This is a genomic window from Sphingobacterium sp. G1-14 (assembly GCF_002196555.1).
Lineage (GTDB): Bacteria > Bacteroidota > Bacteroidia > Sphingobacteriales > Sphingobacteriaceae > Sphingobacterium > Sphingobacterium siyangense.
Window position 1 is genome coordinate 1,117,798 of sequence record NZ_CP021381.1, and the last position, 13,621, is coordinate 1,131,418.

General features: G+C 40.3%; 17 protein-coding genes. 12 read left to right on the forward strand and 5 right to left on the reverse strand.

Translation table 11 applies throughout. From position 1 onward, the window contains the following. Positions 1-4: 4 nt before the first annotated feature. Complete coding sequence (locus CBM24_RS04790; protein ID WP_088163452.1) at positions 5-547, reverse strand: DUF1599 domain-containing protein; 543 nt, start codon at positions 545-547, stop codon at positions 5-7. A 305-nt stretch (positions 548-852) separates the two neighbouring features. Between CBM24_RS04790 and CBM24_RS04795 the strand changes: the two genes are divergently transcribed. From CBM24_RS04795 to cysM, 4 genes are all read left to right on the forward strand, one after another. After that, the gene (locus tag CBM24_RS04795; RefSeq protein ID WP_075991212.1) at positions 853-1,650 is read left to right on the forward strand and encodes a HipA family kinase; all 798 of its coding nucleotides are present in this window, start codon (positions 853-855) and stop codon (positions 1,648-1,650) included. Beyond that, positions 1,628-2,011 (forward strand): DUF3037 domain-containing protein, encoded by a 384-nt coding sequence (locus CBM24_RS04800; RefSeq protein ID WP_075991213.1) that lies wholly within the window; start codon positions 1,628-1,630, stop codon positions 2,009-2,011. The genes CBM24_RS04795 and CBM24_RS04800 overlap by 23 nt, the downstream gene beginning before the upstream one ends. Before the next feature lie 121 nt (positions 2,012-2,132). Next, positions 2,133-2,942 carry a serine O-acetyltransferase gene (locus CBM24_RS04805; protein ID WP_075991214.1) on the forward strand — a complete coding sequence of 270 codons (810 nt, stop codon included), beginning with the start codon at positions 2,133-2,135 and terminating at the stop codon, positions 2,940-2,942. 5 nt (positions 2,943-2,947) lie between these two features. Then, entirely contained in the window at positions 2,948-3,820 is an 873-nt protein-coding gene (cysM, locus tag CBM24_RS04810; RefSeq protein ID WP_088160358.1) for a cysteine synthase CysM, read from the forward strand. 76 nt (positions 3,821-3,896) lie between these two features. Here the strand turns inward: cysM and CBM24_RS04815 are convergent, their stop codons facing one another. Next, on the reverse strand, positions 3,897-4,256 hold the full coding sequence (locus tag CBM24_RS04815; protein ID WP_088160359.1) for a bleomycin resistance protein: 360 nt from the start codon (positions 4,254-4,256) through the stop codon (positions 3,897-3,899). Between the two features lie 245 nt (positions 4,257-4,501). Here CBM24_RS04815 and CBM24_RS04820 point away from each other — a divergent pair, with 245 nt between their 5' ends. Then, positions 4,502-5,476: a YeiH family protein gene (locus CBM24_RS04820; RefSeq protein WP_088160360.1), complete on the forward strand. Its 975-nt coding sequence runs from the start codon at positions 4,502-4,504 to the stop codon at positions 5,474-5,476. Here CBM24_RS04820 and CBM24_RS04825 read toward each other — a convergent pair. From CBM24_RS04825 to CBM24_RS04835, 3 genes are all read right to left on the reverse strand, one after another. After that, positions 5,473-5,937, reverse strand: coding sequence for a GNAT family N-acetyltransferase (locus CBM24_RS04825; RefSeq protein WP_088160361.1), 465 nt, complete (start codon positions 5,935-5,937; stop codon positions 5,473-5,475). The genes CBM24_RS04820 and CBM24_RS04825 overlap by 4 nt on opposite strands. 40 nt (positions 5,938-5,977) lie before the next feature. Continuing rightward, positions 5,978-6,436: a MaoC family dehydratase gene (locus tag CBM24_RS04830; protein ID WP_046673910.1), complete on the reverse strand. Its 459-nt coding sequence runs from the start codon at positions 6,434-6,436 to the stop codon at positions 5,978-5,980. 169 nt (positions 6,437-6,605) lie between these two features. Beyond that, a complete protein-coding gene (locus tag CBM24_RS04835; protein WP_075991220.1) occupies positions 6,606-7,037 on the reverse strand; it encodes an SRPBCC domain-containing protein in 432 nt (143 codons plus the stop codon). Positions 7,038-7,215: 178 nt separating this feature from the next. Between CBM24_RS04835 and CBM24_RS04840 the strand changes: the two genes are divergently transcribed. The 7 genes from CBM24_RS04840 to CBM24_RS04870 all read left to right on the forward strand — a co-directional run bounded on the left by CBM24_RS04840 (position 7,216) and on the right by CBM24_RS04870 (position 13,505). Continuing rightward, on the forward strand, positions 7,216-8,022 hold the full coding sequence (locus CBM24_RS04840) for an alpha/beta hydrolase (protein WP_088160362.1): 807 nt from the start codon (positions 7,216-7,218) through the stop codon (positions 8,020-8,022). A gap of 146 nt (positions 8,023-8,168) precedes the next feature. Beyond that, positions 8,169-8,573 carry a hypothetical protein gene (locus CBM24_RS04845; protein WP_088160363.1) on the forward strand — a complete coding sequence of 135 codons (405 nt, stop codon included), beginning with the start codon at positions 8,169-8,171 and terminating at the stop codon, positions 8,571-8,573. Between the two features lie 173 nt (positions 8,574-8,746). Continuing rightward, the gene (locus CBM24_RS04850; RefSeq protein WP_088160364.1) at positions 8,747-9,628 is read left to right on the forward strand and encodes a DUF3347 domain-containing protein; all 882 of its coding nucleotides are present in this window, start codon (positions 8,747-8,749) and stop codon (positions 9,626-9,628) included. A gap of 11 nt (positions 9,629-9,639) precedes the next feature. Beyond that, positions 9,640-10,071, forward strand: coding sequence for a hypothetical protein (locus CBM24_RS04855; RefSeq protein WP_088160365.1), 432 nt, complete (start codon positions 9,640-9,642; stop codon positions 10,069-10,071). A 12-nt stretch (positions 10,072-10,083) separates the two neighbouring features. Further along, positions 10,084-10,749: a DUF3347 domain-containing protein gene (locus tag CBM24_RS04860; RefSeq protein ID WP_088160366.1), complete on the forward strand. Its 666-nt coding sequence runs from the start codon at positions 10,084-10,086 to the stop codon at positions 10,747-10,749. 4 nt (positions 10,750-10,753) lie between these two features. Next, positions 10,754-11,218 (forward strand): DUF2231 domain-containing protein, encoded by a 465-nt coding sequence (locus tag CBM24_RS04865; protein ID WP_075991226.1) that lies wholly within the window; start codon positions 10,754-10,756, stop codon positions 11,216-11,218. Between the two features lie 10 nt (positions 11,219-11,228). Beyond that, the gene (locus CBM24_RS04870; RefSeq protein WP_088163453.1) at positions 11,229-13,505 is read left to right on the forward strand and encodes a multicopper oxidase family protein; all 2,277 of its coding nucleotides are present in this window, start codon (positions 11,229-11,231) and stop codon (positions 13,503-13,505) included. Positions 13,506-13,621: the final 116 nt, after the last annotated feature.

Sequence of the window (13,621 nt, forward strand, 5' to 3'; positions counted from 1 at the left end):
CCGATTATTGTTGTGCGATTCCTAATTTAATTAATGCAAAAACTGCGTAATTGAGCATATCCTGATAGTTGGCATGGATGCCTTCAGAGACCAGGGTTTGTCCATCGTTATCTTCAATTTGTTTGACGCGATGTATTTTCATTAAGATCAGATCTGTCATGGAAGAAACACGCATATCGCGCCATGCCTCACCGTAATCGTGGTTTTTGGCAAGCATGAGATCTCTGGTCTCGGTAACCTTTTCTGTATATTTCTGATTCACAAAGGTTGGATCCAAATTTTCTTCACCATCTTCACCCAAATCAATCTGAATCATGGCCATGACACAGTAGTTGATAATACCGATATATTCGTCAACAATTCCTTCGCCCACTTTGGAAACCTTTTTGATTTCTAGCGTGCGTATACGTTGCGCTTTAATGTAAATCTGATCCGTAATGGAAGATAGGCGCATAATCCGCCATGCCGTTCCATAATCTTTTGTTTTTTTAATAAATAAATCCTGACAATGTTTGATAACACTGTTATATTCCTGAATGGTATCCATATCGTTGATTGAAGAAACTTGATGAGACAAGTTGTGATTACACTACAAATATAATTAGAAAATAATACTTCCAACGGTCAAATGAATGTACAATTTGTGCTTTATTGCTAAAATATAAACAATAATTTTGGATATTACCACAATTAAAAGTTCGCAGGGGCTAGGGGCAACAGCATCGTGCAAGTGCATGGCGTGAATTTCTCGTTTCCCATATCCTCAAACGTTTAAATATCGGTAACTTTAGATAAGTTTGATCAGTTTGCAAGGTGTATTGCCAACTTTGAAGATAGTAAAAATATAAATTCATGGATTTTCAACAACCTGTTATTAGAGAAGTAGAGATCATCCGATATGTTCAGCCATTTCGGGAAGGGGGGTCTTTACCCGCATTAGTCGATGCCGATGATGGCTTTAGTTATGTTATAAAATTTAGAGGGGCAGGTCAGGGACGAAAAGCATTGATTGCGGAATTGATCGGTGGAGAGCTGGCGAGATTGCTCAAATTAAGAGTTCCCGAAATTGTATTTGCGGAGTTGAACGAATCCTTTGGCCGTACAGAACCCGATGAAGAAATTCAGGATCTGCTCAAATTTAGTGTGGGCAAAAATCTGGGACTTCATTTTCTGAGTGGAGCAATCACATTTGACGCGAATGTCGATGCTATCGGCGCGGAGGAAGCATCGAAAATTGTTTGGTTAGATTCACTCTTGATGAATGTAGACCGTACTGTGCGGAATACAAATATGCTGATATGGCATAAAGAACTTTGGTTGATAGATCACGGCGCTTCCTTATATTTTCATCACAGTTGGGATAATTGGGAAGAACAATCCCTAAAACCATTTGTTCAGATTAAAGATCACGTACTGCTCAAAAATGCAAGTATGGTGGAGAAAATAGATCAGGAATACCGTTCCGTTTTTACGGAGGCGGTATTTCGCGGAATATTGGCGGTGGTACCCGATGAATGGCTGGAAGATGCCGAACGTGAGCTCTCTGCAGCCGATGCGCGCGAAGTGTATGTTTCTTTCCTGAAACGGCGTGTAGCCAATTCATCCATTTTTGTAAAACAAATAGAAGATGCCAGAAAAGACCGTATATGAGTATGCTGTGGTACGTTTGATACCACGGGTGGAGCGAGAGGAATTTATCAATGTAGGCGTAGCTCTTTATTGTCGTAAGTATCGTTTTGCGAAGATGGTTTATCTTGTTAATGAACAGAAGGTACGGTCGCTTTGTCCGGATATTGAATTGGAATTGATCGAAAATCATCTTTCATCTTTCCAACGAATCTGCCACGGCGAAAAAGATGCCGGCAAACTTGCTGCACTGGATATCACCGAACGCTTTCGATGGCTGACCGCAAAGCGGAGTACCCTGATTCAATGTTCGGCATCACATCCCGGATTATGTGAGGACCCCGAAGCAACATTGAAGGAGCTGTTTGAGCGTCTGGTTCTGTAAATTAAAAGATGTGCACCCTTGATCATGGGACAATACGTGATGGTCAAAGGGGCTAAGTTTTGATAATAAGGCTTAATCTATCAATATTGTATAGTATATTTGTTTTAATAAACTAGTGAAGATGCATGATTTTTATCAACATATCTATGAACAGCAACTTGCTGTTCTAGAAATGCCTTCTAACAAGAAGATCTGTGGCTGGGCTATCCGAATTGTGGATGTGCTCTTCCCCGAACGAAATTCTAGCGAGATGAAATCGGTCGATGATGTGAAGCTCGCTTTTGAACAATTTGAATTAGAACTGGAGCAACTCCTGAGCAAATCCAAAGCTTGTCAAAGCTGCAATCACTCAGAAGTAGCGCACAAGTTTTTTGAACGGATTCCACAGCTTTATGAATTGATGTGCTGGGATGCAGACGCATTGATGGATGGGGATCCAGCAGCACAGAATAAAAGAGAAGTCGTACGTACTTATCCCGGTTTCTTTGCCATCTGTATCTTCCGAATGGCCAATGAACTGCATCGCTTGGGTGTTCCTTTGATACCGCGCATATTGACGGAACATGCCCATTCTAAAACAGGTATTGATATCCATCCCGGAGCAACGATAGGCCATCATCTGCATATTGATCATGGCACCGGATTAGTCATCGGTGAAACCTGCACCATTGGTAATTACGTGAAGCTTTATCAGGGTGTAACCTTGGGCGCGCTGAGTGTTGATAAGGTGTTTTCCAATGTAAAACGCCACCCGACAATCGGTGATCATGTCATTATCTATTCAGGGGCCACCATCCTCGGCGGTGAAACACACATCGGCCATCATTCGGTCATTGGCGGGAATGTTTGGTTGACAAGTTCTGTAGAGCCTTATACCACCGTATATCATCAGGCCACATCAAAATTTATAGATTCGAAACCAATAATATAGATACCATGGGAAATATCATAGATACCATAGGAAATACGCCTTTAGTCGAGATAACACAATTTCATACAAATCCCAAGGTGCGGATATTTGCGAAAATGGAGGGGAATAATCCTGCTGGTTCGGTGAAAGATCGTGCGGCACTAAATATGATCCGCTCGGCGATGGAGCGCGGTGACATTACAAAAGATAGCAAATTGATTGAGGCAACGAGTGGAAATACCGGAATCGCACTGGCTATGATTGCAGGTATATATGGACTTAACCTTGAGCTTGTGATGCCGGCTTCTTCAACACGGGAGCGAACACTTACGATGGAGGCTTATGGCGCTAAAGTCACCTTATTGGAATCCATGGAAATATGCCGCGATTATGCAGAAGAAAAGGCCGAAAAAGAAGGTTATTTTATATTGAATCAATTTGCAAATCCGGATAATTACGAAGCACATATCAAGACAACGGGACCTGAAATCTGGCGTGATACAGACGGAAAGATTACACATTTTGTAAGCGCTATGGGTACTACAGGTACAATTATGGGAAACTCCATCTATCTGAAGGAGAAAAATGCAGCTATTCAGATTGTAGGTTGCCAGCCTACTCCGGAATCCTCGATACCAGGTATACGGCGTTGGCCCGAAGCATATCTGCCCAAGATTTTTGATCCGAGCAGGGTAGATCGTGTCATCGATATATCCCAACAGGAAGCAACCGAGTTTGCGCGGGAGCTTGTCAAGCGCGAAGGTGTTTTTGCCGGAATGAGTACCGGCGGAGCTTTTGCCGGAGCACTTAAAATTGCAAATGAAATCGAAGCAGGCCTTATTGTCTTTATTGCCTGTGACCGAGGTGATCGTTATTTGAGTTCAGACCTTTTTGGCTAAGAACCCATACGAACAATACCAAGCCCACTACGGATCTTCGCTTATTTTTAGCAATCTTTAGTGGGCTTTTCAATGTCTAAGCATCGGCGCCAAAGGTTAGTAGATTGCTGTCGGGATCTAAAATCGAAAACTCACGCTGACCCCAAGGCTTCATCTCAAGTTTACCATTGGGATGAATCTCAACGTTATTTTCTTGAAAAGATTCATACAGACAATCAATATCGTCTGTACGTATATAAACCATACCATAATTATCTTCGGGTGGAAGTTCTTGGAATTCAAAAAAATGAATTTCAATATCATCTTTCTTCAACATCAGATACCCTTCATAGTCGGCAGTGCCACATAATGAAAATCCAAGTTTATGTAGATAAAAATCCTTTGTGAGGGTTTTGTTGCGCATGGGCAGTTTGGGGTGAATGGCTGTCAGTTTCATCGGTATATAATTATTAAGTCGAGTTTAATCCATCTGTTTAGTAACCTATTTGAAATATAATCATTTATCGTAATATTTTAATGTTCTAACAATAAGGATTATTTCATTTTTATAACGTATTCTTTAGCTATTTTGGCTAAAATGTAGTTGTTTGTTATAACTAATTGTTATGACTCATTTATAATTGTGTCTTTTAAAATAATTGAGAGTTATTCAATTTTGTGCCAAATCAATGTATCATTGTCATGGACAAAAAAATAAATACGACAATTCGTTATAAGCAGCTACTCAATCGAAAGATCTCCGTTCGGGAAATCATTTTTATACTCTTATTTGTATTATGTCTTACCCCATTTGTTTCAGCTCCGCTTGCCTTACTTTTGGGTATTATTGTGGCACAATGGATCGGTCATCCCTTTCTGGCAGTCAATCACAGGGCAACACAGATTTTGTTACAGATTTCTGTCGTTGGACTTGGCTTTGGAATGAATATCGATACGGCTATCCAAACGGGTAAGCAAGGGTTTGTGTTAACCGTTATTTCTATTCTCGGAACATTATCATTGGGCTATCTATTGGGTAGGTTACTCAAGTTGGAAAAGGTAACCGCTTATTTGATTTCTGTCGGCACGGCCATTTGTGGTGGAAGTGCTATTGCGGCGGTTTCACCAACTATAAAAGCCAATGAGAAGCAAGTAAGCGTGGCGCTAGGGACCATATTTGTACTGAATGCCATTGCTTTATTTGTATTTCCTGTTGTCGGTCATTTGCTTGATCTCAGCCAGACGCAATTTGGTTTATGGTGCGCGGTTGCTATACAGGATACCAGTTCTGTCGTTGGTGCAGCGAGTAAGTATGGTAATGAAGCACTACAGGTCGCGACAACCGTAAAATTAACTAGAGCTTTATGGATTATTCCGATCGCCTGTTTAAGTGCTGTAGCATTCAAGACCAAAGGGACGAGCATTAAAATACCATATTTTATTGGTCTATTTGTATTGGCGGTTATCTTAACAAGTTATATCCCTTTTTTTCAGCATATAGGAGACTATGTCGTTCCTATTTCAAAGATGGGGCTTACCTTAACTTTGTTTTTAATTGGAGCAAGTTTGTCTAGGGAGGTTTTGTTGGCAGTAGGTTTTAAAGCAATACTACAAGGAGTAGTGCTGTGGTTGGGATTATCAATACCGGTACTTGTCTATATTTATTTTTGCCTTTAGGCATTTAACGTATACTTCAGCATAATCATATCTTTCAACAGTTGACCATTTTCATAAATAGGCAGCTCATAATTTTCGATGAAAAAATCTTTACGGATAGCGTATTTAACAAAGCCATTTCGTTCATAAAAACGAATTTGAGCCAGACCACAATCTGCGGTACCCACAATCAGGTTCGGGTATTGCTGGTAGTTCTCCTTGATAAAATCAAGTAGTTGACTTCCGAGGCCCATGCCTTGAAACTCTGGTGATACGGCGATGTTTTTAATCTCTAATGTTTCCGTATTGACCGGATATAAACAGAAAACAGCGATAGGTTTTACCATTTCATAGACAACATAAACCATCGATTCATAGAGGTATTTGTCGATTGCATGAATGGTTTCGTCTGCTAAAAGCAACAAATCATAAGGATAATCCTTATGATTTGTAATAAGTTTTATTTGAAAGCTATTGCGCATGTATAAGAATTCGCCAATGGCCTATAGTCTAATGTTGGAATTAATTGAAATGATATAAAAAGATAACATCACCCACGTAAGCCGGTTTTGCACTGTCTTTGATTTTCAATGTAGCTTCAATGGTAACTTTAACAACCCCTCTCAAATTGACCACCGATTTTACTTGTGTATGTAGCTGTACAGCATTGTCAACCAAAACGGGTTGTGCAAAACGTAGGTTTTCAATCCCATAATTGATTTCCATTTTGACATTTCTTACTTCAGCAATTTGTTTCCATAAATAAGGAATAAGGGACAAGGTCAGATAGCCGTGGGCAATAGTTGATTTGAAAGGACTATCCGTTTTGGCCTTTTCGCTATCTAAATGAATCCATTGGTGGTCTAGTGTTGCATCCGCAAATTGATTAATTTGTTTTTGATCAATAACATGCCATTGGGATTCGCCTAATGATTTTCCTTCAAAGGCTTTGTACTCTTCATAATTGTTAATTATTGTCATATGTAATCTTTTTATCGCGTTTTGTTGGTATCGTTCCCCGCTTTTAATGGAGAAGGGAAGATGAATTAGTGGCTAAATATAACTATACTTTTAAGAATCCTAAGCATATCCTTTATTTAAAAGATGATCGCATGAAAAGACAAGCTAAGTTTGTTCATCATTCATACGATTACCCGAGTTGTGTCGTTGCATAGGTATTTTCAACGTAGGATCTGAAATTTTCGAGTATGGCCTGCCATCCATTACGCTGCATATCAATTGGATTTTCCGTTTCTGCATCAAAAATTATCGTGATATCCGTAGCAGACTTTTTTGCATTGAAGTTGACTTCAACATGACGGCCATCAGGCATAACATAGGCTATTTTTTTAAAGGGTTCAAGTGCGGTGTAGCTGCCTTCAAAATCAAAGCCCATAGATCCGTCTTTTGCCTCCATGCGGTTTTTGAACTTTCCGCCAATGCGTAAATCATTGATTGAACTTGTACAGTGCCAATCGTCTGAAGCATGGTTCCATTGCATGATATCCTCGGCTGAGTTATACGCATTCCAGATCGTTTCTACGCGTACGTTGATATGGGTTTCAATCTTTATCTGTTCCATATAATGTATGATGTTTTCTAAGTTAATAACAGGAAAATTTGGGTTTTGTTATATCTATCGCCAGATAATTATCAATATAAAATAAAAAGTGTAAAGTTGAAACTTATTTTAGCTCAACTAAATAGTTTTGATTGAGTTTTGTTAACTTTAAGCTATTTAACACTTAAATACGATTTATATGTCCTCCAAATTGCTTGTTATCTTCTTTTTTCTGTTTTCACCGAGTTTGATTTTTGCGCAGCAATATAAAACGACAACCGACGTTGCCTATTGTAAACCTGATGAACCAGATTCTTATAAGAAAGAACGTTGTAAATTGGATATCTATATCCCGACTGATCGTAAAAATTTTGCTACCATCGTATGGTTTCATGGAGGTGGACTAGAGGAGGGAAATAAATTTATTCCACTTGAACTTAAAGAGAAAGGTGTAGCGGTTGTAGCGGTAAATTATCGGCTAAGCCCCAAAGCGAAATCGCCGAGCTATATTGAAGATGCTGCTGAGGCTGTTGCATGGACATTTTCACATATTGCCAGCTATGGTGGAGATCCCTCAAAAATTTATGTGTCGGGGCATTCTGCAGGCGGATACCTGGCTTTAATGGTTGGTTTGGATAAGCATTACCTTCAAAAATTTGGTGTTGATGCAAATAATATAAAAGGGCTGGCGCCGATTAGTGGGCAAACAAATACGCATTATACAATTAAAAAGGAACGTGGTCAATCTATGGTGATCCCCCAGATTGATCAGTTTGCACCACTTTCTTTTGCACGGAAGGATGCACCGCCAATTCTCCTGATCACTGGCGATCAACAATTGGAAATGGCCGCACGGTTTGAGGAAAACGCACATTTGGCAGCGATCTTAAAACAGGTTGGGCATCCCAAAACCTCGTTGTACCAACTGCAGGGTTTTGATCATGGAGGAGTGTATGCACCCGGCTGTCTGTTGATGCTTAACTGGATCAAAGGACTCGAAAAATAGTTTTTATGTGGTCAGGCCGAGAATCGGAAATACAGCAAATCAAAATATTATAAACAAAATAGGAAATATTACAATTGTACATTCGTAAATTCTACCGAAATTTACCTCCAAAGTAGCACATCTCTACTTATCAAATTTAATCCGTTATGTGGGCAAAACGCAATATCGTATTTATAATCTGTATGCTGGGGCTTTTTTTAGCACCCCATAGGTTATTTGCCTGCCACGAACCGTCCGAAAAGCCAAAACAGGAAGAACAATCCTGTTGTCTTGATGAAAGACAACATATAAAAGATGTCGGAACAGAAGATTGTTGTAAAGATGAAAGAGCTGAATCGCCAAAATCTGATCACCATGGGGATGACTGTGGTAAACATTGTGGCGAAAAATCATGCCGCACCTCGCTGCAATGTAATCCTATTGTTTCAGTTATAGAAGCTCAGCTTATTTTACCCTTGCATGCTGATGCATTAAACGCTTATGCGCGTTATAAACAACCTTATTGCGCAGATGCCTATTTTTCCATTTGGCAACCTCCTCAGATCGCTTAAAGTTAGACTGATAGCCCATGCTATGTCTTTTTGGATCGGTTTCTCTATCCAAAATCTCGTTTATTTAATTTATGAAAATCCCTTTGAATCTATCGGATTCAATACGCAAATACAGTAAATCGCTGTAGAAAGGTTTTTCGTCAGTATTCTTTTATATACTACATATCATAATCATGAGATTAATTTCATTACTTGGTTTGGTAATCCCTGTATTACTATCCACCCAACATACACATGCACAAATTAAAAATGCAAAGACAGCGACTGTAAAGATTTTTGGAAACACTCCGGCTGTTAAAACGATCATTGAAAAAGAAGGCAAGGACAGACAATTTGCTAAAGTTGACTGGAATCAGACAACCAAGCTAGCAGTTGTTACCTACGACTCTTCAAAAACAAGCGCGGATGAGGTCCTTAAGCGTATTGCATTGGCGGGGTTCGACAATGAAAAATTTCTGGCTCCAGATGATGCTTATATTCAATTGGCAAAAGCTGAACAATATGAACGAATCCTAAAACCAGCATTAAAAAATGGCACTGAACATCAGGTCGATCATACGAATCATAGCCAGGGCTTACAAACGATAATTCAACCTTCGGCGAGCACAAAATCAGCCAATGAAAAGACCGCATTTGCGCAGTTGACAAATCCTTATTTTGCGCTAAAGGATGCTTTGGTGAAGACGGATGCGGTGGTAGCTGCAGCTCAGGCAGAGGCATTTCAAGCAGCAATCAAAGCTGTCGATATGAATAAACTTAGCCACGATGAACATACCGTATGGATGAAGGTTATGGATAAGCTGGCAACCGATGCGGCAGGTATAACTAAAAATAAAGATGTGGCTAAGCAACGTGTGGCTTTTGCATCTCTTTCAACTACGTTGTATGAGCTTCTGAAGGTGAGTAAAGTGGATGGACCTATTTATTATCAGCACTGCCCCATGTTTAATGAAGGCAAGGGAGCGCATTGGTTAAGTAAGGAGAATGCCGTGAAAAACCCATTCTTTGGCGTACAAATGATCAGTTGTGGAAGTACAGTAGAAACGTTAAACTAATCGGCTGCGTTATGAATTATTTCCTAGCTATCCTATCGGTTGTTGTGTTGTCTTTAACGGCCTGTGGTAGTTCACAAACGAATACCAAAGCTGAAGATCGAATAGCTTCTACTGATCCTGCTATCGGTTTGCCTGTACAGTCCGTTCAATACAAGGTGGGCGATCTTGTGCCTACAGCACAAGTTTGCATGGTGAATGATGCTTTTATGGGGAAAAAACAATTGCTGGTCAGACACGAGGGTAAGGATTATTATGGCTGCTGTGAAATGTGTAAAAAGCGCATACCCCAAGAAGCTGCGATACGTGTGGCTATTGATCCTTTTTCAAAAAAAGAAGTGGATAAGGCAACGGCTTCCATCGCAATTACCGGCGATCAGGGGGAAGTTTCCTATTTTGAAAACGAAACAAACTATCGAAATTACATTAAAAATCTAAACCTATAAATACACTTAATTATGAAAAAGGTTATGCCAATTGTGGCAGTCGCTCTGATATTCGTTGCATGCAAGAATTCAACATCGAAAAATACACATGCAGATCATATGGTCACTGTTGCTGCGGATACCGCAACGATAGCTGTCGACAAAAGCAAAGGCGATACCGCTTTGAATAAAGAAGAGACCGCTGGCGTAAGTAATACGGCAGCAAAAATAGAATCATCCACTGAGAAAGTTGATCTAAAAACAGTTAGCAATCCTTTTGCAGGCTTATACAGTGCCTATTTCGAACTGAAAGATGCATTGGTTAAGGATAATGGAGCGGCAGCACAGACAGCTGCGAAAGGAACCCAGGCTGCCATTGAAAAACTTGATAGCAGACAATTAAATGCTGTTCAAGGAAAACTTTGGAAGGAATACCAACGGAAATTGGCTTTCGATACAGAGCATATTGCTGGAATTAAAGAAAATGAACATCAGCGTGAGCACTTTGTGACCCTTTCCAAAAATATGTATGTGTTGATGAAATCTGTCAAACCTGAAGTTACGGTATATTATCAGCACTGCCCCATGTATCGTGATGGAAAAGGAGCCAATTGGTTGAGCACACAAAAGAAAATTGAAAATCCTTATCTAGGTCAGTCAATGCCCACCTGTGGATCTATCGTAGAAACTATACAATAAAACAATGAAAAGCTTATTCGAAGGACTGCCTAGTCTACATCCGCTATTGGTGCATTTTCCGATTGTACTCTTGTTGACGGCGTTGATCAGTCATATAGGTGCCTTATTGTTTAAAAAACATCGACGTCCTTTCACTGTGCTGACTTTTGGATTGTTGTTATTGGGAACACTTGGAGCTTTTGCTGCAATTCAGACCGCAAACCATATTTCAGGCGATGCCGATGAAGGAGCCTTTGCGGTTTTTGAGATCCATCAACGTTTTGCCTGGATTAGCTTTTGGCTTGCAAGTGGCACAACGGTCCTGCATTTTGTTGGATTGCGGAAAGATACAGGTGCCTGGATAAACTATTTGATATTGATTTTGTTGATAAGTTTATCGGTGACACTATTTGTCACAGGACATCACGGGGCTAGACTGGTCTACCAATATGGCGTAGGGCCGATGGGAAATGGAATACTAATCAATTAAATGAATGAACATGCGTAAAAAGAGTAATATATTAACGGTTGTTTTATTATTGATGACACAACTGACAGTGCTGGCCCAGAAAGTGGTTCGTCATGACCTTTATGTACGGGATACCATTGTCAATTATGCCGGTAAATCAAAACGGGCAATCGCTGTAAACGGACAGATTCCGATGCCTACCCTGACTTTTACTGAAGGAGATACGGCGGAAATTGTTGTTCACAATGAGTTAAAGGAGAGCACGTCGCTACATTGGCATGGTATTTTTCTGCCGAACAAAGAAGACGGAGTGCCACACCTGACGCAGGAACCTATACAGCCGAATTCGACTTATACTTATCGCTTTCCGATAATCCAGCACGGTACACACTGGTATCATTCGCATTCCGGCTTGCAGGAACAGATCGGTATGTATGGTAGTCTTATTCTCAACAAGCGTGTAGATGATAAGACTTTCCGCAAAGGAATTGATGATTTACCCACGATTCCGGTCATATTGAGCGAATGGACAAATTATAACCCCGATAACATTCAGCGGATGCTACACACGGCCAACGATTGGGCCGCGATAAAAAAAGGCGCTACACAATCGTACGTTGAAGCTATTAAAGAAGGAAAGTTTAAAACTAAAGTTACGAATGAATGGAAACGTCAGCTGGCAATGGATGTCAGTGATGTGTATTATGATAAGGTCTTGATGAACGGGGCTCATTCCACGGATTTAAAATCGGTGAACGGTAAAGCTTTGAAAGCAGGAGATAAAGTGCGTTTGCGAATTTCCAATGGTGGTGCTTCGTCTTATTTTTGGCTGCGCTATGCAGGTGGCAAAATTACCGTTGTTGCCAATGATGGGAATGATGTGGTACCGGTGGAGGTCGATCGATTGATGATTGCCGTATCGGAGACTTATGATGTCGTTGTAACAATTCCAAATGAAGGCACAGCTTACGAATTTATGGCAACAACAGAAGATCGAACACAATCTGCAAGTTATTTTGTCGGAAATGGTATTAAACAGTTGATTTCTCCACTTCCCCGCCTTAAATATTTTGAAGGCATGAAGATGATGAACGATATGATGAAGATGAATGGGGATCTCAATGATATGGGTATGAAGATGAGTCTGAATCAGATGGATATGAATGTGGTGATGTATCCCGAAATTACAGGTGATGGAAAGAAAAAAGAAGATCACAGTAAACATAGCGGTATGGATCATGGACAAATGAAGATGGAAGAAGATCCCAATCGTTATAATGCCAATGCATTGGGCGATATTGTAACGCTAAACTATGCGATGCTGGAGTCTCCTCAAGCGACTGAATTGCCTAAAAAAGCGCCGATACGAGATCTTAAATTTACGCTTACGGGAAATATGAGCCGTTATGTATGGAGCATGGACAATAAAATTCTCTCGGAAACGGATAAGATACCGGTAAAAAAGGGCGAGGTATTGCGCATTACCATCTATAATAATTCGATGATGCGTCATCCAATACATCTGCATGGCTTTGACTTTAGACTGTTGAATGGAAAAGGATCAAAAGCGCCATTGAAAAATGTGGTAGATATCATGCCAATGGAGACGGATACGATCGAATTCTTAGCAAATGAAGAAGGGGACTGGTTTTTTCATTGCCACATCCTGTATCATATGATGGCTGGGATGAATCGTGTGTTTGCTGTGGATGATTATAAAAATCCCAATCTTCCAGACAAAGCCAAAGCCTACAAGGAATTGCAAATGGAAAGTAATATGACCCATTTTATGGCGCAAAATGATTTTGCGACCAATGGAAATGACGGTCAGGCCATGTTTCAGAATGCGCGTTGGCAGCTCGGTTCCGAATGGCGATTAGGGTATAACGATATGCATGGCTATGAGGTGGAAACCCACCTGGGTAGATACTTTGGGAAGATGCAATGGTTTATGCCATTTGTAGGTTTTGATTATCGTTATCGCCGTATGGGGGAGGATGAACATGAGAAAAATATCTTTGGACAGGCCAATAAAAAAGATAGTCGCAAAGCTTTGAGTCTAGGTTTTATGTATACTTTACCTATGTTGGTCAACTTTCAGGCGGAGGTATATCACGATGGTATTGTCAGATTGCAGCTGATGCGCGAAGATATTCCGATCGCTAGAAGAATCCGTGGTGATTTTATGGTCAACTCGGACCTTGAATATATGGCCGGACTAAATTATGTCATCACCAAAAATATGGCGTTTAGAACGCATTATGATAGTGATATGGGGTTTGGTGTGGGCCTGTCATTAAATTATTAAAAGCGTAGATCTTATTTGAGTTAGGGGGCTTTGCAGTGCAAAGCCCCCTTTTCTTTTGCCATTAAAAGAGAGAATAAATGGAGGACATCTTCTGAAATGATACAAACTTTATTGAG